The following is a 23888-nucleotide window of genomic DNA, read 5'->3' on the forward strand; positions in this document are numbered from 1 at the left end:
ATAGCAAACCCGATCCCTGCGAGTCCTTAACGGCCCCGCGCGGCCCGGGTCGGGCGAACCAGCGCATCGAGGAAGTTGCCGATCTCGCGGCGCCGCCGGGCCGGTTCCAGCACCTCCGCCCCGAGGCCGAGCCGCCAGGCGAGGTCCGGCTGTCCGGCCGGATCCGCGTGCAGCCGGCGCAAGGCCTCGGCCTGCCCGTCCACCGCGGCCTCGTCCCGGCACAGCCCGGCCTCCACGATCGCCTCCGCGCTCAGGGAGAGCATCGCGGCGACCTCGTCGAGATCGAGTTCGGGATGGTACTGCGTGCCCCAGAACTGGCCCGCCGCGTAGGGAATCACGATCGCCTGGACGTCGAGGCGGCCATTCGCGACGAGAACCGTGCTGCCCGGCGGGGGCACCAGCACCGCGTCGTCGTGGATCGCCGGGGCGTCGAAGGCGGGCGGACGCCCGGCGAGGAGCGGGTGATCCCGCCCCGCGCGGGTCGGTGCGAGGTTGCGGGCGAAGCCGTATTCCGGCCCGCGGGGATTGCGGCCGGCCTCCCCGCCCGCCAGCGCCGCCGCGACCTGCACGCCCCAGCAGGAGCCGAAGACCGGGACGCCCTGGGTCAGCGCCTCCCGCATCAGCGCGATCTGGCGACGCACCGCGTCGCCGCCCTCCGCCACGTGCAGCGTGGAGCCGGTGAAGACGAGCCCGTCATAGGCCTGGACCGGTGCGGGCAGCACCGCGTCGGCATCGGCCGGGGCGACGAGATCGCAGGCGAGGTCCCGGTCCAGGGACCGGAGCACGCCCGCATAGGTCTGCGCGGACGTCTTGCCGCACCGTTCGACGTGGCGTCCGCGCCCGGCGCGATCATTTCCGTCCGCGATCAGCAGGCGCAGCATCCACTCCCCCGGGTCTCGTGCAGCGTGGCGCAACGTGAGAAGGGAGGCGGGTGTTCCGGCGTGCGGCGTCGCAGGCGCCCCGCACTTGGGCTAACACGCCGGAAAAACAAGGAAAATTTTCGGTTAAGAGCCCTTAAACCCGCCTCATTTAGCGTCTTTCTCGGGGCCCGTTCGAGGCGGGGACGGCCATCGCGCCACCCTTGGGAATTGTCTGGCGGGTCATTGGGGTACGGGCATATGGCGAAGGGACGCGGCGGCCGGGTCGAGCCGAAGTTCGACACGCCGGAGGGGCGCCCGGATCCGGCCGACCTCGACCTGCGCCTGACGCGCGGCGACCGAGCGGGGGCGAGCGTGGCACGAGCGAAATCCGCACGCGGGAAGAAACCGGCCGCGCCGAGCCCGCGGCCCCGCCGCCGGCGCTCGCTCCTCGGGCGCCTCGTCTACGGCCTGGTGATTCTCGGCATCTGGGGCGCCGTCGCGCTCGCCGGGCTCATCGCCTATCACGCCTCGCAGCTGCCGCCGATCGACCAGCTCGCGGTGCCCAAGCGCCCGCCGAACATCGCCATCCTGGCAAGCGACGGGTCGCTCCTCGCCAATCGCGGCGAGACCGGTGGCCGCACGGTCGCGATCCGCGAGTTGCCGCCCTACCTGCCCCGCGCCTTCGTGGCGATCGAGGACCGGCGCTTCTACGGCCATCTCGGCATCGATCCGATCGGCATCGCCCGCGCCGTCGCCCAGAACCTGACCCGGCGCGGGGTGGCGCAGGGCGGCTCGACCCTGACCCAGCAGCTCGCCAAGAACCTGTTCCTCACCCAGGAGCGCACCGCCTCCCGCAAGATCCAGGAGGCGATCCTGGCGCTCTGGCTGGAGCACACATACTCCAAGGACGAGATCCTCGAACTCTACCTCAACCGGGTCTATTTCGGGGCCGGCGCCTACGGCGTGGAGGCCGCGGCCCAGCGCTACTTCGCCAAGCCCGCCAAGGACGTGACGCTGGCGGAGGCCGCCATGCTGGGCGGCCTCGTCCAGGCGCCCTCGCGGCTCGCGCCCAACCGCAACCTGCCCGCCGCGCAGGCCCGCGCCGCGCAGGTGCTGGCCGCCATGCAGGAACTGGGCTTCGCCAAGCCCCAGGAGGTCAAGCTCGCCCTCGACAAGCCCGCCAAGCCCAATCGCGCCAAGGGCGGCGGCTCGGCCAACTACGTCGCCGACCTCGTGATGGACGTGCTCGACGATTACGTCGGCAAGATCGAGAGCGACGTCACGGTCTCCACCACCGTCGATCCCACCCTCCAGGCCGCCGCCGAGAAGGCGCTCGTCGACGAACTCAACCAGAAGGGCGCGCGCTACAACGTCGCCCAGGGCGCGGTCGTGGCCATGCGGCCGGACGGGGCCGTGCGCGCCCTCGTCGGCGGGCGCGACTACGCGCAGAGCCAGTTCAACCGCGCCACCACGGCCAAGCGCCAGCCGGGCTCGGCCTTCAAGCCCTTCGTCTACCTCGCGGCGGTGGAGCGGGGCCTCACGCCCGACACGGTGCGGGAGGATTCCCCCGTCACCCTCAAGGGCTGGAGCCCGGAGAACTACACCCGCAGCTACGCGGGCCCCGTGACCCTGCGCGATGCCCTCGCCCATTCCCTCAACACCGTGGCGGTGAAGCTCGGGGTGGAGGTCGGCCCCAAGGCGGTGGTGCAGACCGCGCAGCGCCTCGGCATCACCTCGCCGCTCCAGGCCAACGCCTCGATCGCGCTCGGCACCTCGGAGGTGACGCCCCTCGAACTCGTGGGCGCCTACGCGGCCTTCGCCAATGGCGGCAACGGCGTCATCCCCTACGTGATCACCAGCGTGAAGACCACGGACGGCAAGACCGTCTACAAGCGCAGCCCCACCGGGCTCGGACGCGTCATCGACCCGAACGCCGTCGGCATGATGAACGCGATGCTGCACGAGGTCTTCGTGAGCGGCACCGCCAAGAAGGCCGATATCCCGGGCCTGGATCTCGCCGGAAAGACCGGCACCAGCCAGGATTTCCGTGACGCATGGTTCGTCGGATACTCGACCAGCCTGGTCGCGGGGGTGTGGCTCGGCAACGACGACGGCGAGGCCACGAAGCGCGTGAGCGGCGGCAACCTGCCGGCCGAGGTCTGGAACCGCTTCATGACCACGGCCCTGCGCAACGACAAGGTCGCGGCCCTGCCCGGCGCGGCCCGCTGGCGGCGCGGCACCGGGACCGTGGCCTCGGCCGCTCCCGACCAGGGCGGCATCGGCGCCGTGATCGGGGACCTGCTCGGCGAACCGCAGGCCCCGCCGCGCCCCGTGGCCCCGCCGCGCGGCGGCCCGAGCCGGGAGGACCGCAACTTCCTCGAACGGCTCTTCGGGCTCGGAGACTAGACGGCGGATTCCGCTGCGTTTCGTCTCGGGATAAGAAGCAAAGCCAATTGCCACATTATCCCGGCCGCGCCGGCCATGGTACTTTGAGCCGTGGCAGAAACATCACGCACAGTATCGACCCGTCGCGGACCATGGCCTGAACGGTGTTTGTTGTTCGAGGATGTCCCGTTCGGGATTGCCGCTGAACGGCCAAGTTCGGTATCCGAACCTCAAGCATGCCCGTCGCGGACGGGACATGGTGTCGAGTGGCGGAGGGAACGATGGTTGGATTGCGGCGTGGGCTGCTGGTGACGACGATCCTGGTGCCGTGCGGTGCGCTGGGACTGGCGAGCCAAGCCCTTGCGCAGGGCAGCACCATCGCCCTCGACCAGATCGACGTCGTCGCCGTCACCCCCGTGGCGGGAGCAGGCGGCATCAGCCGCTCCTCCGGGACGGGTGCCCCGGTGATCTCCGGCGGCGCCCTGCCCCTCTCCAAGGTGCCCTTCACGGTCGAGACCGTCACCGCCCGCCAGTTCGAGCAGGACCGCGCCACCCTCGACCCCACCTTCACCCTCGCCCGCACCACCCCCGGCGTGAGCCTCTCCGACGGCCAGGGCAACAGCTTCCGCCAGACCCTCACCTATCGCGGCTTCGACGCCTCGCCGCTCCAGGGCGCCCCCCAGGGCCTCGCCGTCTACCAGAACGGCACCCGCATCAACGAAGCCTTCGGCGACGTGGTGAACTGGGACCTCATCCCGCAGGTCGCCATCAACCGCATGGACATCGTCACCGGCAACCCGATCTTCGGTCTCAACGCGCTCGGCGGCGCCGTGAACATCGAGATGAAGAACGGCTTCACGTGGCAGGGCAAGGAAGTCTCGGTGATCGGCGGCTCGGACGGCCGCATCCTCGGCACCCTGCAATACGGCGAGGTCTTCGGCCCCTGGAGCCTCTATTTCGCGGGCGAGGGCCTCAAGGACGACGGCTGGCGCTACCAATCCCCCTCCGAGATCGGCCGCGTCTACGCCGATCTCGGCTATCGCAGCCCCGATTCCGAGTTCCACCTGATCGCCACGGGCGCCAAGACCTTCTTCGGCGCCGCCGCCGCCTCGCCCGTCGACTTCACCCATGTCAACGAGCGGGCGATCTTCACCTACCCGCAATCCATCGACACCGAGATGGGCCAGATCCAGGTGACGGGGAAGGTCAACCTCTCGCCGACCTGGGATCTCTCGGGCAATGCGTATGTGCGCCGCTTCAGCCAGTTCGTGATCGACGGCAACGACGGCAACTTCGAGAATTGCAGCACGCGCTCGAACTTCCGCGGCTTCCTGTGCTTCGAGGATGACGGCTTCTCGATCCAGCCCGGCCAGACCCAGGCGCAGTTCCGCAACCAGTTCCTGATCGTGGGCCCGAACGGCCAGACCGTCCCGTTCCGCGCCGGCATCCCCTACGGCACGCTCGACACCGTGCGCACGGAGGCGACGGGCTACGGCGGCTCGCTCCAGGCGACCAACCGCGACCGGGTGTTCGACCATTCCAACACCTTCATCGTCGGCGGCAGCATCGATGCGGCCAATTACGGCTTCAAGTCGGGCAGCACGCTCGGGGTGATCAACCCGGATCTGCGCGTCACCACCGATCCGAACAACCCGACCTACGGCGCGATCCCGGGCCTCGGCCTCGGGCCGATCCGCACCGCCGCGGCGCTCGGCATCGCGCCCAGCAGCGTGACCGGCTCGAACCTCTACATGGGCCTCTACGCCCTCGACACCTTCGACGTCACCGAGCAGCTCTCGCTCACCGCGGGCGCCCGGCTCAACTTCGCGCGCATCACCACGCAGGACCTCACCGGCTTCTCGCCGGACGTGACCGGCACCCACTACTTCAACCGCATCAACCCGATCGCGGGCCTGACCTACCGCTTCTTCCCCTGGTTGACGCTCTACGGCGGCTACTCGGAATCGAACCGGGCGCCGACGCCGCTCGAACTGGCCTGCGCCAATCCCGACCGGCCCTGCCTGCTGCCGAACTCGCTGGTGGCCGATCCGCCGCTCAAGCAGGTCGAGGCGCGCACCTACGAGGCGGGCTTCCGCGGCACGGTGCCGGACGTCTACGAGGGCGGCCTGCTGAACTACAAGCTCGGCTTCTTCCGCACGGACCTCACCAACGACATCCTGCAGATCGCGGTGCCCGGCAACGCGGCGCGCGGCTACTTCGTGAACGTGCCGGCGACGCAGCGCCAGGGCATCGAGGTGGCGGCGGAGTATGTGGGCGAGCGCCTGCGGCTCTACGCGAACTACGCGCTGATCGACGCGACCTTCCAGTTCAACGGCGATCTGTCCTCGCCCAACAACCCGCTGGCGGATGACGGGTTGATCACGGTGCGGCCGGGCAACAAGCTGCCGCTGGTGCCCGAGCACCAGATCAAGGCCGGCTTCGACTATGCGATCACGCCGCAATGGCGCTTCGGCATGAACGTGGCGGCGTTCTCCTCGTCGTACTACCGGGGCGACGAGTCGAACCTGAACCGCAAGCTCCCGGCCTATGCGGTCGCGAACCTGAACACGAGCTTCATCCTGACGAAGAACGTGGAGGTGTTCGGGATGGTGACGAACCTGTTCAACACGCGGGTCGCGAATTTCGGGACCTTCCTGGAGCGGACGGAGCCGGGCGAGCTGTTCGCCAACCGCTACGCGCTCAACGACCCGCGCACGACGACCCTGATCCAGCCGCTCTCGGTCTATGGCGGCGTGCGCGTGACGTGGTAGCCCGTCAGGGCCATCGCCGGAGCGAGGGCCCTGCGCGCGCCATGGCCGCCCATTGACATGGGACGAAGACATGGGACGAAGCTGTCCCGACTGCTGAGGGGCCGGGCTCGCAACGCCCGGCCGGAATCCATCGTCCGCATGATCTCCGAGCCCGTCCCAGCCGCCGCGGCCGATTCCCGGCGGCGCCTGCCGTCGCTCTGGTCCGGGCGGCCGATGCGGGCGCGCCTGATGGTCGTCGTGGTGCTCATCAACCTCGTGGCGGCGGCCGTGTCGGGGGCGGTGATCATCATCAAGGCCCGCACGGCGACGCAGGTCGAGACCGCAGCCTCCATCGCCGTCGCCGAGCCCCTGGTGGCCGAGACCCTGCAGCTCATGCAGGACGCGCCGGTGCCCGGCCTGTTCCGGGTGCTCACCCTGCGCTTCCAGGCCCTGCGCCACGTCCGCGTGCGCCTGCTCGACGCGAACCAGGCCGTGGTCGAGGAGCGGCCCGGCAGCGGACCGGAGGCCCGGCGGCGAGCGCCCGCATGGTTCGCGCGGCTGATCGCGCCGCCGGTCCTGAGCCACGAGGTGCCCCTGGTGCTCCAGGGCCGCCGGATCGGCACCGCCATCGTGACGACGGAGCCCTCCGACGAGATCGACGAGGTCTGGGGCTACGCGGTGGCGCTCGGTCTCACGGGGGCGACCCTGAGCATCGCCATGCTGGCGATCCTGTTCTTCGCCTTCGGGCGCCTGCTGCGCCCGCTGGAGCGCCTCGCCGAAGGGCTGACGCGCCTGGAGCAGCAGGATTACAGCCCGCGCCTGGAGCGCCCGGACACCCGTGAACTCGCGGTGATCGCCGCCCGCTTCAACCGTCTCGCCGAGGCGCTGGAGGGTGCGCGGGCGGCCAACCGCCAGCTCAACCGCCAGCTCCTCACCGCCCAGGACGACGAGCGCCGCCGCACCGCCCTCGAACTGCACGACGAATTCGGGCCCTGCCTGTTCGCCCTCGAAGCCAACGCGGCCTCGATCGGCCGCATCGCCGGAACGCTGGAGGATCCCGCCCGCCTCCGGTTGCAGCAGCGCACCGACGACATCGCCGCCATCGTCAAGCGGGTGCAGACCATCAATCGGGCGCTGCTCAGCCGCCTGCGGCCGGCCGGCCTCGGACAGGCGCCCCTCAATGCCTGCCTCGATCTGCTGCTGCGCGATCTCGCCCGGCACAATCCCGGCATCGCGATCGAGGGCGACTTCCGGGCCCTGCGGCGCAGCTATGGCGATCTGGTGGACCTCACCGCCTATCGCTGCGTGCAGGAGGGCGTCACCAATGCCATGCGCCATGCGCAGGCTCGCCGGATCGCCGTGCGGGCCGCGGAGGAGGCCGCCTCGCTCGTGATCCGCGTCGCCGACGACGGGATCGGCCTGCGCCCCGAAACCAAGGCCGGCCGCGGTCTGCCCGGCATGCGCGAGCGCGTCGAGGCGCTCGGCGGCAGCCTCACGCTCGACAGGCCCGGCTCGGACGCCGGAACCGTGCTGGCGGCGGTGATCCCCGTGGATGCGGCCGGGACGGACGCCCCCGACGGCCCGGAGATGTCCCCGGCGTGACCACGATCCTCATCGTCGACGACCATCCGATCGTGCTCCAGGGCTGCCGCCGCCTGCTGGAGGAGACCGGCGCGGAGATCCGGGTCGCCGCGAGCCCGGCCGCGGGCTACCGCGTCGTGCTGCGCCACCGGCCCGATCTCGCGGTGATCGACCTCGCCTTTCCGGGCCGCGACCTCGCGGGGCTCGCCCTGCTGCGGCGGATCGCGGAGCGCCGCCTCGCCACCCGCACGCTCGTCTTCAGCATGCATGCGGATCCGGTCGTCATCGCCCGCGCCCTCGAATGCGGAGCCCTCGGCTACGTGCTCAAGGACGCGCCGGCCGACGATCTGCTCCGGGCGGTCGAGCGCGTGCAGGCCGGCCGGCCCTATCTCGATCCCTCGATCGCGGCCGAGGTGGCGCTGCTGCGCCGCGATCCGCGCCGCACCGCCCTGTGGCAGCTGAGCGTACGCGAGCGCCGCATCCTCGCCCTGCTCGCCGAGGGGCGGACCTACGCGGCCATCGCCCGCGACCTGTCGGTGAGCTACAAGACCGTGACCAATGCCTGCGCGGCCCTGCGCCAGCGCCTCGGCCTCGGCACGCTCACCGAACTCACCCATTTCGCGGTCCAGCACGCGCGCGATCTCGGGTGAGGTGGCGGAGGGCCGATCGGCCCCGGATCAGGCCACCTGCTGGGCCATGTCGGCGGGAGGGAGCCAGGACGCGGCCTGTGCCGCCGGCCAGGGCTCGCCGAGCAGCGGCCCCTGGCCGATCGTGCAGCCGACCGCGAGAAGGCCCTCGCGCTGCGCCTCCGTCTCGACACCGTCCGCCACGACATCGATGGCGAGGCCCGCGCAGAAGCGCAGGACGGCATCCAGGATCGCGCGGTCGAGGGGCGAGGCCAGGAAGCGCTGGGTGAGAACCCGGTCGATCTTCACGGCGTCGACGGGATCGTTGCGCAGCCGCCCGAGCACCGCCGCGACGCTGCCCGGGGCATCGAAGATGACGCGCAGGCCCGCCTGGCGCAGCCGCTGCAGGGCCGCGCGCGCCTGTCCCGGCTCGCCCTCGGCGAAGACGCTCTCCGCCACCGCGATCTCGACGGCGCGGGGATCGAGCCCGTGCCGGATCACGCGGGCGAGGAAATCCTCCCCGAAACCCGGCCCCCGCAATTGCAGCCCGCTCACCGGGATGGCGAGGCGGGCGCAGGACAACCCGGCAGCCGCGAAGGCGGCCGCGTGCCGCAGGGCTTGGTCGATGGTCCAGGTGCCGATCCGCATCATCGCGGCGGGTTCGGAGGCCGCGGCCGCGAAGGGATCGCCGATCTCCTCACCCGGCGGCCCCTGCACCCGCGGGACGGCCTCGATGCCGACGAGGCCGCGATCCGCCAGCCCGAGCCGCGGGCGGAACAGCACCGCAACGCGCTCCTCGCTCAGGGCGGCCGTCACCGCGGCCGCCGCCGCGGCGCGGCGGTCGCCCTTGCTGCGCATGTCGGGGGTGAAGGCGCGGAACGTGTTCTTCCCGGCCGCCTTTGCGGCGTAGAGGGCGAGGTCGGCCCGCACGAACAGGTCCGGCCCGCCGCATCCGTCCGGAACGGCGATGCCCACCGAGGCGCCGAGCCGCACGGCGTGGTCGCCGAGGGTGATCGGGGCCCTGAGCGTGCCCACGATCCGCATCGCCACCCGCTCGCCCGCCGCGGGGTCTGTCGACGGCCCGAGCAGGACCGCGAACTCGTCGCCGCCGATCCGGGCGACGAGATCGGCCTCCCGGCAGACCATCCGCAGCCGGTCCGCTACTTCGCGCAGGCAGACATCGCCCGCCGCATGGCCGTAGGTGTCGTTGACGGGCTTGAAGCCGTCGAGATCGATGAGGAGCAGCGCGCCGATCCGGGAGTCGGGCCGCGGCGCATCAAGGGCCGCGAGCCGCGCCTGGAACAGGCCGCGGTTGGCGAGCCCGGTGAGCACGTCGGTCTCGGCGAGGAAGCGGGTGCGCTCCCACAGCGTGCGCTCCGCCGTGATGTCCTGCTTCATGCCGAAGATGCGCGAGGGCCGGTCGCCCTCGCACTCGACATTGCCCGTGAGGCGCATCCAGCGGCGGTTGCCGCGGGCGGTGACGATCTCCGCGTCGAGGGTGAAGCTGCTGCGCTCGCGGATCGCCCGGGCGCGCGCGGTCTCCATCGCCCGGAGGGATTCGGGCGTGTAGAGCCGCAAGATCTCCGCCCGGGTGACCGCCCCGCCGCGCGGCAGTTCGAACAGGTCGTAGACCGCGTCGGTCCAGCTCAGCGTCTCGGTGGCGAGGTCGCATTGCCAGATGCCGATCTTCGCGACCGCGCAGGCTTGGTCGAAGAGCCGCCTGTGATCCGCGAGGCGCTGCACATGGTCGTCGGCGCGCGCGACCTCCGCGTCGAGGGCCCGCGCCATGGCGCGGGCCTCCGCTTGGTCGCGCAGCAACCGCGCGGCGAGGCTGGCCAAGTGGTCGAGCCGGGCCTCGTCGGCCCGCGAGAGCCGGCGCGGCCGGCGGCCGAACAGGGAGAGGATCGCCGGGCCGTCGTGCGTCGGGACGGTCCGCCCGGCGTAGAAGCGCAGGCGCAAGGGGCCTGCCACCACCGGATCCACCCGGAGGCGGGCATCGTCGCGCGCGTCGGGAATCGTGAGGCGCCCGCCCGACCTGGAGACGGCCCGCAGGAGGCCGCAGGCCGCGAGGCTCTCCGCATCGGCCGCGCGGCCCGCGATCAGCGGCGGCGCGCCGTCCGGCAGCGTGAGGAGCGCGATCGGCACGCGGAAGCTGCCGCGGGCCAGCGCGAGGAGATCCTCGAGCGCGGTCCGCATGGGAGGCGCCGTCCCATCCGGGCCATGGACTTCACGCGAAGAACGCACGGGCATGACGCGGAAGCCGAAGGCAGGCGGGATCCATGCCGACGAGACTAGCGGCGACGCAGTTAAGGCGGTGTTACGCCGATATGCGGAACACGACCCGAGCAGATGTTTTGAGTGGTTGCAAAGCCACGGGTTGCATCTCGACGCGGCGGCTGACTTACCTTCCGCATGGTCCACCCGGTCCGAAATCGCGGGCGACGCGGTCCTGCGCGGGGTTTCGACCGTCCGGGGCTGCATCCTCTTCGCGATGCTCGGGAATCCGGATCGTCCGCGGGCTCCCGACCGGCAGCGGGCTCACAGCCGCCGGAGCGCCACGCTCTCGATGCGGTGGCTCGCGCCCTTGGCCAGGATCAGGCTCGCCCGCTGCCGGGTCGGCACGATGTTCTCGCGCAGGTTGGGCAGGTTGATGCGGGACCACAACCCATCCGCGATAGCGAGCGCCTCCTCCTCCGTGACCTCGGCATATTTGCGGAAATAGGAGAGCGGATCGCGGAAGGCGGTGTGGCGCAGGCGCAGGAAGCGGTTGACGTACCAGCGGTGCAGGTCGTCCTCGTGCGCGTCGAGATAGACCGAGAAGTCGAAATAGTCGGACACGAACGGGATCGCGGTGCCGTCGCGCGGCAGGCGGGCCGGCTGGAGGACGTTGAGGCCCTCCACGATGAGGATGTCCGGGCGGTCGACCACCGTCGTCTCACCCGGCACGACGTCGTAGACGAGGTGTGAGTAAAGCGGGGCCGCCACGTGGCGCTTGCCGGCCTTGATGTCGGCGAGGAAGCGCAGCAGCGTCGGCGTATCGTAACTCTCGGGGAAGCCCTTGCGCTCCATCAGGTCCAGGCGGCCAAGTTCCGCGTTGGGCAGGAGGAAGCCGTCCGTGGTGACGAGATCGACTTTCGGCGTGTTGGGCCAGCGGGCGAGCAGCGCCTTCAGCACGCGGGCGGTGGTCGACTTGCCGACCGCCACCGATCCGGCGACGCCGATGATGTAGGGCACCTTCACCTCGCGCTCGGCGAGGAGGAAGCGCTGGGTCGCCTTGAACAGCCCCTGCGTGGCCGCGACGTAGAGCGAGAGCAGCCGCGACAGTGGCAGGTAGATGGCCACGACCTCCTCCAGGGAGATCGGATCGTTGAGGGATTGCAGCCGCAGCACCTCCTCGGCGGTGAGGGTCAGCGGCGTGTCGGCGCGCAGCTGCGCCCATTCCTCGCGGGAGAAGACGCGGTAGGGCGACAGATGGTCGGTCGCGTCGTCGAGGCTGGCGGCGAGTTCCGCCTGCGCCGGCGTGGTCGACAGCGCGGGCCGCTCGTTCACGGCTGCCTCCGTGCGGCCTTCTCGGCCAGCCCGCCCTGCGCCGTGCGCCGCTCCAGTTCCGCCATGACGTCCTCCAGCGGGATGCCGGCTCCGGCCAGCACCACCAGGAGATGGTAGAGCACATCCGCGCTCTCCGACACGAGACCGGCGCGGTCGCCCTGCACGGCGGCGATGGCCGCCTCGACCGCCTCCTCGCCGAGCTTCTTCGCCGGCTTGGCCGGCCCGGCCGCGATCAACTTCGCCGTGTAGGACTCCTCCGGAGAGGTGGCCGCCCGGCTGCGGACGATCAGGTCGAGGTCGGCGAGGCTGAAAGAAGTCATCGGATCTGTCACGTCGGCATCCGGCCCGGAAGCGGTCGGAGACCGGAGCCTTGTGCCGCGCGGGATCCCAGGTCAAGCGGCGACTGGAGGCGCGCTCACCTCACGGGCGGCGGGATATGCCGGCCCGATCCGAACATCGGGGTAGATCTTGAGATCAGTCGCGATACGGCAGGCGAGATTGTTGGTTGCAACGCAAGGGATGCATAAAGTCATCCGCCCGCCACGGGACATGAGCGGTCTGCCGTGGTCTGTATAAACAAAAAATTAATATTTCTTACGTAAGGTCATATCGGCTAGAGCGCTTCCCGACGAAATGGATCCCGGTTCGACGAGAGGAAGCACGTTCAATCAAAGGCTTGGAGCGGCGATCGATTACCGAGTGATCGGTTGCCGCTCTAGGTATGAGAGAGCGAAACTGAGGTTCATGCGCGCGTTCCTGACCGATACCCTGCGGCGTTTTCGGTCGAGCGGCGATGGAAGCATGACCGTGACGATCGCGATGGTGCTGATGGTGATCATCGGTATCACCGCCGTTGTCATCGAGTTGTCGCGGCTCTACGTGGAGCGCCTCAAGGCGCAACGGATCGCAGATATCGCGACCATGGCGGCGGCCGCGACGTCGTCCCCCATCCAGGGAGGCGCCCTCAGCACAACGGCTCGCAATACGGCACTCAACATTGCCGTCATCAACGGCCTGCGCGCGGACGACATGGTCGTGACGGCTGTCTCCTCTCCGAACGGCAGCGGCAACGGCGCCATTCGGGCAAGGGTTGCCCGGAACCTGACGCTGCTGACCGGAAGCCTCTTCTCGAATTCGCAGAGCGCGACCATCGGCGCGAATGCCTGGGCGGAGATCACCGGCAGCACGCACGGAGCCTGCGCGGCCTCCCTGATCGGCGCCGTGAACATCTACAACGCCGCGATCGTCAAAGGGCCGTCGTGCAATCTGGCCGCCGAGACCTGGCTCTACGTCTGTCATACGGCCCTCCTGAAGGCCAAGGGCGTCACGGTCGGCTACACGAAATCGCAGGAGGCAGCCTTTCTGTGCCCCGGCGCGACCTACTCGCCCGCGTCGAGCGCCTTCACCTATGGCGGCTCGGTGACCGACACGCTCGCCGCGAACCCGGTCATCATTGCGCTGAAAGCCCGGCTCGCGGCGATGTTCAGCCCGGGCTGGCCCTACGGCGCGATCTCGCCCGCCGCGCTCCTTTCGCCGACCATCCCGTCCGGCGCGGACAGGACCTATGTCGGCGTTGCGGCCACCCTCGGCCAAGCCACGCGCTACGGCACCGTGAAGGCGACCAACGCCAGCCTCACCTTCACCGGCAACGGGGCTCCCGACCCTGGCTGCGCCTCTCCGACCACCCTGTCCGGGAGTCTCGTCCTGTCCGGGCTGAACCAGCTCACCTTCGCGCCCGGCTGCTACGCGATCGGCGGGTCGATCCAGCTCAACACGGGTGCATCGGCGACCTTCGTGACGTCGGGCACCGACGTCACCTTCGCGGTGACCGGCGCGGTCACCAACGGCACCGGCAGCCTGACCTTCGGCAACGCCACCTACTCGATCCGGGGAAACCTCGACAACAGCGCCGGCGGAAGCATGACGCTCGGGGCCGGGCGCCTCGTCGCGGGCGCCGGCGTGATCAATACGGGCGGCGGCACGCTGCGGCTGGGGGACGGTCCGCACTACTTCAACGGCGGAACGATCACCAACGGTCCGGGCCGGCTCGTGATCGGCAACGGTGCATTCCATCTCTGGGGCGGCGGCATCGCGAACGCCGCGGCGGGCGAGATGCAGGTCGGCGACGGGCCGTTCCTCTTCTACGGCGGCACGGTGACGAACAGCGGCGGCCGGATGAGCTTCGGGACGGGGCCCTACGCGTTCTCCGGCGGCTCCCTCACGCTCGGCACCGGCTCCACGACGAGCTTCGGGGTGGGCGACGTCAGCTTCTACGGCGGCAGTGTCACGCTCGGCGGGGCCAGCATGACGTTCGGCGCCGGAGGCTCGGCCATCGACGGATCGGCGACGGTGGCGATGGCGGGCGGGAGCTTCTCGCTCACGGCCGATTCCCTCACCGCCTCCGGCGTCACCTTCGCGCTTCAGGGCGGCACCGTGAGCCTGCTCGGGATAGGGACGATGAACGCCACGGCGCCGACCGGGCTCAATCCCCGCCACGGCTACCGCAACGTCCTCTTCGCCGTGTTCGGCGGCGCCTTCAATCTCTATCAGTCGAGCGCCGTCACCGACACCCTGTCGGGCATCGTCTACGCGCCCGGAACGAACGCCTCGATCTACGGCAAGCAGATCGTCCGTTATCCGAGCGGGGGCTGCTTCGGCGTGATCGCGGGCGTCGTCGACATCTACCAATCCGCACAGCTCGCCATGGCGCCCTGCTCCGGCCTCACGGTGCCGGCGAATGGCGCCGGCTACACACTCGTCCAATGATACGGTTTCCGGAAGATCACTTTCGGAAACCGTATCACGAGCCCGCGCGGCGCCTGAGCGAGGCCGGTTTCCGCATCGCGAAGCGATCATCCGGAAACCGTATGAGATCGGAGGTGGCCCCATGAGCACGCGCCGCGCATCGGCCGCCCCGGCATCCGCAAGGCCGCGGCACCGGTCGGCCCGATGGCCCGCGCGGCTTGCATGGCGAGACCGGAGCGGCGTGGCGGTGGTCGAGTTCGCCGCCGCGACCCCGCTGCTCCTCGTCCTGCTGCTGAGCGTGTTCGATCTCTGCCGGGCGTTCACGCAGACCCTGCAGCTCGTCAACGCGATCTCCGCGGCCGCGTCCTACGCGATCAGCGCCGGGCGGGGGGTCGATGGCAGCGGCCTGCCGGCCCTGACCGGCGCCATCACCGCGATCATCCGGGGCAGTTCGCCCCAGCTCGCCGCGGCCACCGTCACCGTCCTGTACAACAATGCGGAGGGGAGCGGGAATTTCGGCCGGTACTACTGCGTGGCCGGCTCCCCGCCGACATGGACCAGCACGGGGCCGTCGAGCACCTCCTGCGGCGATTCCGTCACATCCGGAAAGTTCGCCACCATCTCGGTCACCGTGCCCTACGCGCCGGTCGTTCCGACGAGCGCGGTGTTCGCCGGTTTCACCGGAACGTCGGACCGCGTGATCGTGAGGATCCAGTGATGCGGCGACTCGGCCGGGACGAGACGTCCGGCAGCTTCGCCGTCGACTTCGCCCTGATCCTTCCGCTCGTGGTCGTCATTTTCTGCGGCGTGTCGGCCCTCGCGATCGCCTTCTGGAAGCAGAGCATCCTGCAGGCTGCCGCGGGCGAGGCGGCGCGCTGCATCGCGCTCGCGGCCTCGGCCTGCGCCAGCACGGGGGGAGCCTGCGGCAGTGCCGATCAGGGCGTCTGCTACGCGGTCACGGTCGCCGCGTCCCGCGGGCTCGCCGACCTCACGGCGGCGCAGGTCACCGTCGACCGGGGCGCCACGCTCGGCACGGCGAGCGTCACCAGCGTGGCGATCGCCTATCCGTTCTCGATGTTCTGGGTGAGCGTGCGGCTCACCGCCTCGGCGGCCTATCCGAACGCGTCGTGAGCGCAGGCGCGGCTCAGATGTCGAGCCGCATGGCGAGGCCGGCCGCCGCCATGTGGGCCTTGGCCTGCGCCACCGTCGCCTCACCGAAATGGAAGATCGAGGCGGCGAGCACCGCGCTGGCATGGCCCTGGGTCACGCCGGCCACCAGATCGTCGAGGCCGCCGACGCCTCCGGAGGCGATCACCGGGACGCTGACCGCGTCGGCGATGGCCCGGGTCAGGCCGAGATCGTAGCCGGAGCGCATCCCGTCCCGGTCCATGGAGGTGACGAGGAGTTCACCCGCCCCCCGCGCCGTCACCGTGCGGGCGAAGTCCACGGCGTCGATCCCGGTGGCCCGGCGCCCGCCATGGGTGAAGATCTCCCAGGCCGGAGGCTCGCCCGGAGCGGAGACGCGCTTGGCGTCGATCGCCACCACGATGCACTGGGCGCCGAACTTCTCCGCCGCCTCGGCCACGAAGTCGGGATTGTTCACGGCCGCGGTGTTGATCGAGACCTTGTCGGCGCCGGCGAGCAGCAGCGCGCGGATGTCCTCGACCGTGCGCACGCCGCCCCCGACGGTGAGCGGCATGAAGCAGGCCTCCGCCGTGCGCTGCACCACGTCGAGCAGGATGCCGCGGGCCTCGTGGCTCGCCGTGATGTCGAGGAAGCAGAGTTCGTCGGCGCCGGCCTGGTCGTAGGCCTTCGCGGCCTCCACCGGATCGCCGGCATCGCGCAATTCGAGGAACTGGACGCCCTTGACGACGCGGCCGTCCTTGACGTCGAGGCAGGGGATGATGCGGGTCTTGAGCATGGCTTCACGCGGACGGCGAGACGGGATCGATCGGGAAGGGGCGGGCCAGCATCGCCTCGCGCGTGGAGGGACGGCGTTCGGGAGGGCCCGACGGCGGAAGGCCGGTTTCCCGGGCCGCCTCCACCCTCGCCTTCCGATAGACGCGATCGAGCGCCTCGCCGAAGCGGCTCTTCAGGCCCGGATGGTCCCGCAGAACGTCCGCTGCGTTGTCGCGATGCCCCGCGATCGACGGAGCCCGGCTCCGCGTCGCGCGGGTCGGCCGGTGATCGAACTTCGGCATGGGGAGCACCACCCGCCACGCGCTCACGAGGCTGTTGAACTCGCTCCGGCCCAAGCGTTCGATCTCCTCCGTCAGATTCTCACGGTCGAGGGCGGCGAGGTCACCGGCGCGCGACAGCGCGGCCTGCTCCATGGCCCGGCTGTCGAGATCGTCGTCATGGCCCGCGCGGCTCGGCGCGGCGGGACAGGCGGCAACCGTCATGATCGTGGCTCCTGGGGCGCGAGCCTATCACGCTCCCGCGCGGCGTGCCTCCCCGGCCCGCCGGATGGCGGCGAGCGCCTCGCGCGGGTCGATGCGCCCGTCGTAGAGGGCGCGGCCCGTGATGGCGCCGGCGAGGAGCGCGCAATCCGGCTCCAGGATGCGGTGCACGTCCTCGATGGAGGCGAGACCGCCGGAGGCGATCACCGGGATGCTCACGGCCTGCGCCAGCGCCAGGGTCATCGGGATGTTGAGGCCCTTGAGAATGCCGTCCCGGGCGATGTCCGTGTAGATGATGGCCGCGACGCCCGCATCCTCGAAGCGGCGTCCGAGCTCCTCGGCCGTCACGGTGGAGGTCTGGGCCCAGCCTTCCACGGCGACGCGCCCGTCCTTGGCGTCGATGCCGACCGCGATCCGGCCGGGGAAGCGCCGCGCCGCCTCGCGCACGAAGGCCGGATCGCGCACCGCGGCCGTGCCGATGATCACCCGGCTCACGCCCTTGGCGAGCCAGCCCTCGACGGTGCGCATCTCGCGGATGCCGCCCCCGAGCTGCACCGGGATCGTCACGGCGGCGAGGATCGCGTCCACGGCCGCGGCGTTCATCGGCGCGCCCGCGAAGGCGCCGTCGAGATCGACCACGTGGAGCCAGGAGAAGCCCTGCTCGACGAAGGTGGCGGCCTGCGCCGCCGGATCGTCGCTGAAGACGATGGCCTGGGCCATGTCGCCCTGCACAAGGCGGACGCAGCGCCCTTCCTTGAGATCGATGGCCGGAAACAGGATCACGCGCGTCACCGCAGGGCTGAGGTCGGGGAACCGGCGGCCGTCACGGCCGCCAGCGCAGGAAGTTGGCGATCAGCGCGAGGCCGAGCCGCTGGCTCTTCTCGGGATGGAACTGCGTGCCCGCGACATTGCCCCGGGACACGATGGCGGTGACCGGCCCGCCGTAATCGCTCGTCGCCACCACGTCGCCGGGCTCCGCCGCGTCGAGGGCGTAGCTGTGCACGAAATAGGCGTGCAGGCCGCCCTCCCCGGTCGGAATCCCGTCGAGGAGCGGCATCTCCCGCTGCGCGCTGAGCGTGTTCCAGCCCATATGCGGCACCTTGAGGCCGGGATCGGCGGGCCGGATCGGCGCCACGTCGCCGGGAATCCAGCCGAGGCCCGCGGTGGTCTCGTACTCGAGGCCGCGCGAGGCGAGGAGCTGCATGCCGACGCAGATGCCGAGGAAGGGGCGGCCGCGGGTCTGCGCCGCTTCCGTCATCGCCTCCACGAGGCCCGGCACGGCGTCGAGCCCGCGCCGGCAATCCGCGTAGGCGCCGACGCCCGGCAGCACCACCCGGTCGGCCACTGCGACCGCGGCGGGATCGGAGGTCACGGCGATGCGCGTGCCGTCGAGCCCCGCCTCGCGCGCCGCGCGCTCGAAGGCCTTGGCGGCCGAGTGCAGGTTGCCCGACCCGTAATCGATGATGGCGACGGTTCCGGCGCTCACCGGATCTCCTCCCGTTCTCGCGATGCCGTCACCGGTGCCCATCCGCCTCGGGGAACAGGCCGAGGGCGGGGCTGCCGGTCTTGGCATAGGGGGGCATGCGCGGCGGGGCGGAAGGGGCGGCCGGGCCGTGGCGGTCGAGCCAGCGGCCGACGAGCTTCACCTCCGCCTCCTTGGCGTCCGAGGCGGTGACCGCGTCGCGCAAGGGGCGCCCGCTGCGCTCGTAGGTCCAGCGACGCAGGGAGGAGGCTTCGAGCCCGATCAGGAGCGACAGCAACAGCGTCACCACGAACCCCGCCAGGGGCGACAGGCCGAGGCTGGCGCCGATCGCCCAGGCCGCCACCTCCGCGGCCAGCACGAGAAGCCCGGCGAGCCAGAGCCGGTGCCAGAAGAACCACAGGGCCGTGAACCAGAAGGCCGGCCAGATGAAGCGGTCGGCCACCAGCTTGGCCCGGTCGAGGGCGTCGGGCGCGCCGGGATCGACCTCGTCGGACAGGTGCAGCGTGTAGGTCGGCATCATGGTTTCCCCGGCCCTTCTCGCGCGGCGCGACCGCCCCTCGAAGCAGGTTCCGCAAAACTGGCCGCGGTTCTGCGACAAGAACCCGCGACGTATCAAGAGCCTAAGCGGACGAAGCGCTGGCCCCCAACGCAAGTCCGTTTAGAGCGAGCCCTTGGTCGACGGCACCCGGTCACCCTCGCGCGGATCGACGGAGACCGCGTGGCGGAGCGCACGCGCCAGCCCCTTGTAGCAGCTCTCGGCGATATGGTGTTGGTTCTCGCCGTAGAGCGTCTCGACGTGGAGCGTGATGCCGGCATTCATCGCGAAGGCCTGGAACCACTCGCGCACCAGCTCGGTGTCGAACTGGCCGATCTTCTCGCGGGCGAATTCCGTGCGGAAGACCAGGAAGGGCCGGCCCGAGATGTCGACGGCGACGCGGGTCAGCGTCTCGTCCATCGGCATGTGCAGGTCGGCGTAGCGGCGGATGCCGCGCTTCGCCCCGAGGGCCTGCGCGAAGGCCTGCCCCAGCGCGATGCCCGCATCCTCGGTGGTGTGGTGCTGGTCCACGTGCAGGTCGCCCGTGACCGTCACGTCGAGGTCGAACAGGGCGTGCCGCGCGAGGAGTTCCAGCATGTGGTCGAGGAACCCGACGCCGGTGGCGATCGAGGCGCGGCCGCTGCCGTCGAGATCGATCGCAACGCTGACGTCGGTCTCGGCCGTCCGCCGGCTGACCCGGCCGGTGCGGGAGGATGTGTCGGTCATCGGGATGTCGGAATGGGAGCCGGCTGCCTTTTAACCGGGCCGCCGGGGGAAAGGCCAGAGGCCTGTGATCATTGCCTGAGGATGCGGCCCGCCACGGCGTCGAGCTTGGCGACGAGATCCGGATCGCGGTGCTCGGCCGGCGTCATGATGGCGCCGTCGAGGGCGCGGTCGGAGCGCGCCGGGCAGGGCTCGTGCTCGGCCGGGAAGTCGCGCGCGAGCCGGCTCACCAGCCGCGCCACCTTGGCGGCGTTCGCCCGCGCCACCGCCACCACGGAGGCCACGTCGACGTCGTCGTGGTCCGGATGCCAGCAGTCGAAATCGGTCACCATCGCGATGGTCGCGTAGGTGATCTCGGCCTCACGGGCGAGCTTGGCCTCCGGCATGTTGGTCATGCCGATCACGTCGTAGTTCTGCGCCTTGTAGGTCAGCGACTCGGCGTAGCTGGAGAATTGCGGCCCCTCCATGCAGACGTAGGTGCCGTTCTTGCGCACCGCGATCTCCTCCGCCTCGGCCGCGGCGAGGATGCGGGCCTGGAGGGCGGGGCCGACCGGGTGGGCCATGGAGACGTGGGCGACGCAGCCGTTGCCGAAGAAGGAGGAGGCGCGGCCGTGGGTGCGGTCCACGAACTGGTCCACGAGCACGAACAGGCCCGGATAGAGTTCCTGCCGGAAGGAGCCGCAGGCGGAGACCGAGACGAGGTCGGTGACGCCCGCCCGCTTCAGGACGTCGATATTGGCCCGGTAATTGATGCCCGAGGGCGAGAGCCGGTGGCCGCGGCCGTGACGGGCCAGGAACACCACCGTGGTCTCGCCGATCCGGCCGATGCGCAAGGCGTCGGAGGGCTCGCCCCAGGGCGAGGCGACCTGCTCCTCGCGCACATCCTCCAGGCCGGGCAGATCGTAGACGCCGGATCCGCCGATCACACCGAGCACCGCCTTCGTCATCCCGTCCTCCTGAAATCGTGCCAGCGGCCCAGGATGCTGACGCATCAGGCCGTCGACCCGTCTCGAATTTCCGATGTCAAATCAGGGATTTGACGAAAATTCGAAAACGGAACCAACGGCCATTCTCGATGACCGCCGGCATCAGCCGCCGAAATGAAAAGAGGCCCCGGAGGGCCTCTTCAAGGATCGTGCCGCCCGTCAGCTCGTCTTGTGAAGCTCGGGCTGCAGGCCGTGCGTCTCGCCGCCGACATCCGACCAGATCTTCTTCTTCACGTAGTAGAGCAGGCCGGAGAGCACGATCAGGAACAGGATCGCGCGCAGGCCGAGCTGCTTGCGGGCCAGGAAGTGCGGCTCCGCCGTCCACATCAGGAAGGCGGTGATGTCGCGCGAGTACTGGTCGAGCGTCTCGGGCACGACCGGCTGGCCGTTGGCACCCTTCGGATAGGTGATCTGCCCGTCACTCAGGGGCTTGGGCATCGCTATGATGTTGCCCGGGAAGTATTTGTTGTAGTGGCCGCCATCCGGCACCTGGAAGCCGTGCGGCGGATTCTCCTCGTAGCCGTTCAGGAGCGCGTGGACGTAGTCAGGACCCTGCTCGGTGTAGCCGACGAAGGGCAGCCAATCGATCAGGAACCACAGGCCGCCGCGGCTGAAGGTGCGCGCCTTGGCCATCAGCGAGAGGTCCGGCGGGGCCTTGCCGCCATTCGCCACCGCGGCCGCCTGCTCGTTCGGGAACGGCGCCGGGAGCTTGTCGGCCGGGCGGCCGGGCCGCTCGAACATCTCGCCCTGATCGTTGGGGCCGTCCTTGACCTTGTAGGTCTCGGCGAGCGCCTTGACCTGCGCCTCGGAGAAGTCCGGCCCGCCCTCTTCCGCGAGGTTGCGGAAGCGGACGTAGTTCATGCTGTGGCAGTTCGCGCAGACTTCCTTGTAGACTTGGAAGCCGCGCTGCAGCTGCGCCTGATCGAAGGTGCCGAACACCCCGGAGAAGGTCCACTTCTCGCGCGGGGGAAGGGCGCCGTGCTCCTCCGCGAGGGCGGCCGTGCCGGACAGGATCGCGGCGAATGCGGCCGCCACGAGAGCGCGTGTTCTGATCATTCCCTCGATGCCCCTTGCGGCGTCGTCATGTGCGTGGACGTGCGGTGGGAGGGGCCGCGCGAGGCGCGCGACCCGGTCGGCTTCGCGGATCAGCCCTTGGTGGATGGCGCGGCTGCGGCGCCGGCCGGCAGGCCGGAGGAGCCGACCTGCTTGCCCGGTCCGGTGACGCTCTCCAGGATCGAGCCCGGCAGCGGTTTGGGCGTCTCGAACAGGCCGACGAGCGGCATCACGAGCAGGAAGTGGGCGAAGTAGTAGACCGTGGCGATGCGCGCCGCGAGCACGTACCCGCCCTCCGGCGGCTTCGCGCCGAGCCAGCCCAGCAGGAAGCAGCAGAACACGAAGACCCAGAAGAACTGCCGGTAGATCGGGCGGTAGTTCGCGGAGCGGACCCGCGAGGTGTCGAGCCAGGGCGCGAAGGCCAGGATGATCACCGCGCCGAACATCAGGATCACGCCGCCGAGCTTGTCCGGCACCGCGCGCAGGATGGCGTAGAACGGCAGGAAGTACCATTCGGGCACGATATGCGCGGGCGTCACGCCGGGATTGGCCGGGATGTAGTTGTCCGCGTGGCCGAGATAGTTCGGCTGCAGGAAGATCCAGTAGGCGAAGAAGATGAAGAACACGACGACCGCGAACACGTCCTTGATCGTGGCGTAGGGCGTGAACGGGACGGCGTCCTTGCCGGTCTTGATCGGGATGCCGGTCGGGTTGTTCTGACCGGTGACGTGCAGCGCCCAGACGTGCAGGACGACGACGCCGGCGATCATGAAGGGCAGCAGGTAGTGCAGCGAGAAGAAGCGGTTGATGGTCGGGTTGCCGACCGAGTAGCCGCCCCAGAGCAGGCTCTGGATGGTGTCGCCGACGACCGGGATCGCCGCCAGGATGTTGGTGATCACGGTGGCGCCCCAGAAGGACATCTGGCCCCAGGGCAGCGTGTAGCCGAGGAAGGCGGTCGCCATCATCAGGAGGTAGATGATCACGCCCAGGATGTAGAGCACCTCGCGCGGGGCCTTGTAGGACCCGTAATAGAGGTTGCGGAACATGTGGACGTAGACCGCGATGAAGAACATCGAGGCGCCGTTGGCATGCATGTAGCGCAGGAGCCAGCCGAAATTCACGTCGCGCATGATGTGCTCGACGGAGTTGAAGGCCTCGGTGGCCGAGGGCTGGTAGTGCATCGCCAGCCAGACGCCCGTGATGATCTGGGAGGCCAGCATCACGATCAGGATCGCGCCGAACGTCCAGAAGTAGTTCAGGTTGCGCGGAACCGGGAAGGCGACGAAGGAGGAATGGACGAGGCCGACGATGGGCAGCCGGGACTCGAACCATTTGGCGAGGCGGCTCTTCGGTACGTACGTCGTGGCGTGTGCGCTCATGAGGACAGCCCGCTTGTTGGTTCAGGGCACCCTCCGATGGGCCGGCGGCCGGCCCGTCGAGGAGGATGCGGCACGATTCGAGGATCCGGTCTCCCGGATCAGGCGGTGGCGCCTTCGCCGATGCGCACCTTGGTGTCGCCCTGGAACGCGTAGGGCGGGATCGGCAGGTTGATCGGGGCCGGGCCGCGGCGCACCCGGCCGACCGCGTCGAACTGCGAGCCGTGGCAGGGGCAGGCCCAGCCCTCGTAGTTGCCCTGGTGACCGATCGGCACGCAGCCGAGATGGGTGCAGTTGCCGTAGGCGATCAGCCACTGGTCGTGGCCTTCCTTGACGCGGGCCGAGAACGGCGCCGGGTCGATCATCTCGCTCGGCGTCACGGCCTTCATGTCCGTGATCTCCTTGGCGGAGAGCCGGCGCACGAAGATGAGCTTGCCGCGCCAGAACACGTTGACGATCTGGCCCTCGGTGATCGGGGAGAGATCGACCTCGATCGGGGCGCCCGCCGCGACGGTCTCGGCATCCGGCGCCATCGAGGAGACGAAGGGCCACGCGAGGGCGCCGGCGCCCACCACGACGCCCGCGCCGGTGGCGAGGAACAGGAAATCCCGGCGGGTGGAACCGTGCGGATGGGCGGCGTCAGAGGGGGCGACGGTCGTGGCCAAGTTCCGGCTCTCCCGAGATGCATGAACGGCGCAGCCCATCGCAAGCCATTGAAGCCGCGCGTGGACTACATTCCTTGGGGTGGGTTGGTTCCCCGGTTCCGGCGGACCGAAGCACCAGCCCGAACGTGCGTGCAATGCGACCGGGCGTCGCCCGCGCGGTCGCTGTCTGCCA

General features: G+C 70.2%; 21 protein-coding genes. 7 read left to right on the plus strand and 14 right to left on the minus strand.

The window, feature by feature from the left end; genetic code table 11:
- Positions 1–26 precede the first annotated feature (26 nt).
- Positions 27–881 carry a glutamine amidotransferase-related protein gene (locus ACE101_RS28735; RefSeq protein ID WP_379137179.1) on the minus strand — a complete coding sequence of 285 codons (855 nt, stop codon included), beginning with the start codon at positions 879–881 and terminating at the stop codon, positions 27–29.
- 237 nt (positions 882–1118) lie between these two features.
- On the opposite strand from ACE101_RS28735, the gene ACE101_RS28740 reads away from it, so the two are divergent.
- The 4 genes from ACE101_RS28740 (at position 1119) to ACE101_RS28755 (ending at position 8226) form a co-directional block, all read left to right on the plus strand.
- Positions 1119–3266 (plus strand): transglycosylase domain-containing protein, encoded by a 2148-nt coding sequence (locus ACE101_RS28740; protein WP_379137181.1) that lies wholly within the window; start codon positions 1119–1121, stop codon positions 3264–3266.
- Positions 3267–3526: 260 nt separating this feature from the next.
- Positions 3527–6016, plus strand: coding sequence for a TonB-dependent receptor (locus ACE101_RS28745; RefSeq protein WP_379137183.1), 2490 nt, complete (start codon positions 3527–3529; stop codon positions 6014–6016).
- A gap of 138 nt (positions 6017–6154) precedes the next feature.
- Complete coding sequence (locus ACE101_RS28750) at positions 6155–7597, plus strand: ATP-binding protein (RefSeq protein ID WP_379137186.1); 1443 nt, start codon at positions 6155–6157, stop codon at positions 7595–7597.
- Complete coding sequence (locus ACE101_RS28755; protein WP_379137189.1) at positions 7594–8226, plus strand: response regulator; 633 nt, start codon at positions 7594–7596, stop codon at positions 8224–8226. The genes ACE101_RS28750 and ACE101_RS28755 overlap by 4 nt, the downstream gene beginning before the upstream one ends.
- Positions 8227–8253: 27 nt before the next feature.
- Here ACE101_RS28755 and ACE101_RS28760 read toward each other — a convergent pair whose 3' ends face one another.
- The 3 genes from ACE101_RS28760 to ACE101_RS28770 all read right to left on the minus strand — a co-directional run bounded on the left by ACE101_RS28760 (position 8254) and on the right by ACE101_RS28770 (position 12071).
- Positions 8254–10398 carry a putative bifunctional diguanylate cyclase/phosphodiesterase gene (locus tag ACE101_RS28760; protein ID WP_379137191.1) on the minus strand — a complete coding sequence of 715 codons (2145 nt, stop codon included), beginning with the start codon at positions 10396–10398 and terminating at the stop codon, positions 8254–8256.
- A 342-nt stretch (positions 10399–10740) separates the two neighbouring features.
- On the minus strand, positions 10741–11733 hold the full coding sequence (coaA, locus tag ACE101_RS28765; protein WP_379139010.1) for a type I pantothenate kinase: 993 nt from the start codon (positions 11731–11733) through the stop codon (positions 10741–10743).
- A gap of 14 nt (positions 11734–11747) precedes the next feature.
- Positions 11748–12071, minus strand: a complete 324-nt coding sequence (locus ACE101_RS28770) for a phosphoribosyl-ATP diphosphatase (RefSeq protein ID WP_379137193.1) — start codon at positions 12069–12071, stop codon at positions 11748–11750.
- A gap of 481 nt (positions 12072–12552) precedes the next feature.
- Between ACE101_RS28770 and ACE101_RS28775 the strand changes: the two genes are divergently transcribed.
- From ACE101_RS28775 to ACE101_RS28785, 3 genes are all read left to right on the plus strand, one after another.
- Complete coding sequence (locus ACE101_RS28775) at positions 12553–14517, plus strand: hypothetical protein (protein WP_379137196.1); 1965 nt, start codon at positions 12553–12555, stop codon at positions 14515–14517.
- A 220-nt stretch (positions 14518–14737) separates the two neighbouring features.
- Positions 14738–15214, plus strand: a complete 477-nt coding sequence (locus tag ACE101_RS28780; protein ID WP_379137198.1) for a TadE/TadG family type IV pilus assembly protein — start codon at positions 14738–14740, stop codon at positions 15212–15214.
- Positions 15214–15627: a TadE/TadG family type IV pilus assembly protein gene (locus ACE101_RS28785; RefSeq protein WP_379137201.1), complete on the plus strand. Its 414-nt coding sequence runs from the start codon at positions 15214–15216 to the stop codon at positions 15625–15627. The genes ACE101_RS28780 and ACE101_RS28785 overlap by 1 nt, the downstream gene beginning before the upstream one ends.
- Positions 15628–15640: 13 nt before the next feature.
- Here the strand turns inward: ACE101_RS28785 and hisF are convergent, their stop codons facing one another.
- From hisF to petA, 10 genes are all read right to left on the minus strand, one after another.
- Complete coding sequence (gene hisF / locus ACE101_RS28790; protein WP_379137203.1) at positions 15641–16417, minus strand: imidazole glycerol phosphate synthase subunit HisF; 777 nt, start codon at positions 16415–16417, stop codon at positions 15641–15643.
- A 4-nt stretch (positions 16418–16421) separates the two neighbouring features.
- Positions 16422–16898 carry a DUF29 domain-containing protein gene (locus ACE101_RS28795; RefSeq protein ID WP_379137206.1) on the minus strand — a complete coding sequence of 159 codons (477 nt, stop codon included), beginning with the start codon at positions 16896–16898 and terminating at the stop codon, positions 16422–16424.
- Between the two features lie 27 nt (positions 16899–16925).
- Positions 16926–17687, minus strand: a complete 762-nt coding sequence (hisA, locus tag ACE101_RS28800; protein WP_379137209.1) for a 1-(5-phosphoribosyl)-5-[(5-phosphoribosylamino)methylideneamino]imidazole-4-carboxamide isomerase — start codon at positions 17685–17687, stop codon at positions 16926–16928.
- Positions 17688–17718: 31 nt separating this feature from the next.
- Complete coding sequence (gene hisH / locus ACE101_RS28805) at positions 17719–18381, minus strand: imidazole glycerol phosphate synthase subunit HisH (RefSeq protein WP_379137212.1); 663 nt, start codon at positions 18379–18381, stop codon at positions 17719–17721.
- 28 nt (positions 18382–18409) lie between these two features.
- Positions 18410–18895 (minus strand): DUF2628 domain-containing protein, encoded by a 486-nt coding sequence (locus ACE101_RS28810; protein WP_379137215.1) that lies wholly within the window; start codon positions 18893–18895, stop codon positions 18410–18412.
- A 141-nt stretch (positions 18896–19036) separates the two neighbouring features.
- Entirely contained in the window at positions 19037–19639 is a 603-nt protein-coding gene (gene hisB, locus ACE101_RS28815; RefSeq protein WP_379137218.1) for an imidazoleglycerol-phosphate dehydratase HisB, read from the minus strand.
- Between the two features lie 68 nt (positions 19640–19707).
- Complete coding sequence (locus ACE101_RS28820; RefSeq protein ID WP_379137220.1) at positions 19708–20583, minus strand: S-methyl-5'-thioadenosine phosphorylase; 876 nt, start codon at positions 20581–20583, stop codon at positions 19708–19710.
- Between the two features lie 198 nt (positions 20584–20781).
- The gene (locus ACE101_RS28825; RefSeq protein ID WP_379137222.1) at positions 20782–21678 is read right to left on the minus strand and encodes a cytochrome c1; all 897 of its coding nucleotides are present in this window, start codon (positions 21676–21678) and stop codon (positions 20782–20784) included.
- An 89-nt stretch (positions 21679–21767) separates the two neighbouring features.
- Positions 21768–23054: a cytochrome b gene (locus tag ACE101_RS28830; protein ID WP_379137225.1), complete on the minus strand. Its 1287-nt coding sequence runs from the start codon at positions 23052–23054 to the stop codon at positions 21768–21770.
- 98 nt (positions 23055–23152) lie between these two features.
- The gene (gene petA / locus ACE101_RS28835) at positions 23153–23716 is read right to left on the minus strand and encodes a ubiquinol-cytochrome c reductase iron-sulfur subunit (protein ID WP_379137227.1); all 564 of its coding nucleotides are present in this window, start codon (positions 23714–23716) and stop codon (positions 23153–23155) included.
- Between the last annotated feature and the right edge of the window lie 172 nt (positions 23717–23888).

This window comes from Methylobacterium carpenticola (assembly GCF_042748905.1).
Classification (GTDB): Bacteria; Pseudomonadota; Alphaproteobacteria; order Rhizobiales; family Beijerinckiaceae; genus Methylobacterium; species Methylobacterium carpenticola.

What these genes read in the sequence shown, in the direction of transcription:
- ACE101_RS28750 (WP_379137186.1), top strand. Translation starts at nt 6,155, where the DNA reads ATGATCTCCGAGCCCGTCCCAGCCGCCGCGGCCGATTCCCGGCGGCGC.
- ACE101_RS28745 (WP_379137183.1), top strand. Translation starts at nt 3,527, where the DNA reads ATGGTTGGATTGCGGCGTGGGCTGCTGGTGACGACGATCCTGGTGCCG.
- ACE101_RS28770 (WP_379137193.1), bottom strand. Translation starts at nt 12,071, where the DNA reads ATGACTTCTTTCAGCCTCGCCGACCTCGACCTGATCGTCCGCAGCCGG.
- hisF (WP_379137203.1), bottom strand. Translation starts at nt 16,417, where the DNA reads ATGCTCAAGACCCGCATCATCCCCTGCCTCGACGTCAAGGACGGCCGC.
- ACE101_RS28820 (WP_379137220.1), bottom strand. Translation starts at nt 20,583, where the DNA reads ATGACGAAGGCGGTGCTCGGTGTGATCGGCGGATCCGGCGTCTACGAT.
- ACE101_RS28740 (WP_379137181.1), top strand. Translation starts at nt 1,119, where the DNA reads ATGGCGAAGGGACGCGGCGGCCGGGTCGAGCCGAAGTTCGACACGCCG.
- ACE101_RS28760 (WP_379137191.1), bottom strand. Translation starts at nt 10,398, where the DNA reads ATGCGGACCGCGCTCGAGGATCTCCTCGCGCTGGCCCGCGGCAGCTTC.
- ACE101_RS28735 (WP_379137179.1), bottom strand. Translation starts at nt 881, where the DNA reads ATGCTGCGCCTGCTGATCGCGGACGGAAATGATCGCGCCGGGCGCGGA.
- ACE101_RS28825 (WP_379137222.1), bottom strand. Translation starts at nt 21,678, where the DNA reads ATGATCAGAACACGCGCTCTCGTGGCGGCCGCATTCGCCGCGATCCTG.
- ACE101_RS28795 (WP_379137206.1), bottom strand. Translation starts at nt 16,898, where the DNA reads ATGACGGTTGCCGCCTGTCCCGCCGCGCCGAGCCGCGCGGGCCATGAC.
- ACE101_RS28810 (WP_379137215.1), bottom strand. Translation starts at nt 18,895, where the DNA reads ATGCCGACCTACACGCTGCACCTGTCCGACGAGGTCGATCCCGGCGCG.
- ACE101_RS28830 (WP_379137225.1), bottom strand. Translation starts at nt 23,054, where the DNA reads ATGAGCGCACACGCCACGACGTACGTACCGAAGAGCCGCCTCGCCAAA.
- ACE101_RS28775 (WP_379137196.1), top strand. Translation starts at nt 12,553, where the DNA reads ATGACCGTGACGATCGCGATGGTGCTGATGGTGATCATCGGTATCACC.
- hisB (WP_379137218.1), bottom strand. Translation starts at nt 19,639, where the DNA reads ATGACCGACACATCCTCCCGCACCGGCCGGGTCAGCCGGCGGACGGCC.
- ACE101_RS28785 (WP_379137201.1), top strand. Translation starts at nt 15,214, where the DNA reads ATGCGGCGACTCGGCCGGGACGAGACGTCCGGCAGCTTCGCCGTCGAC.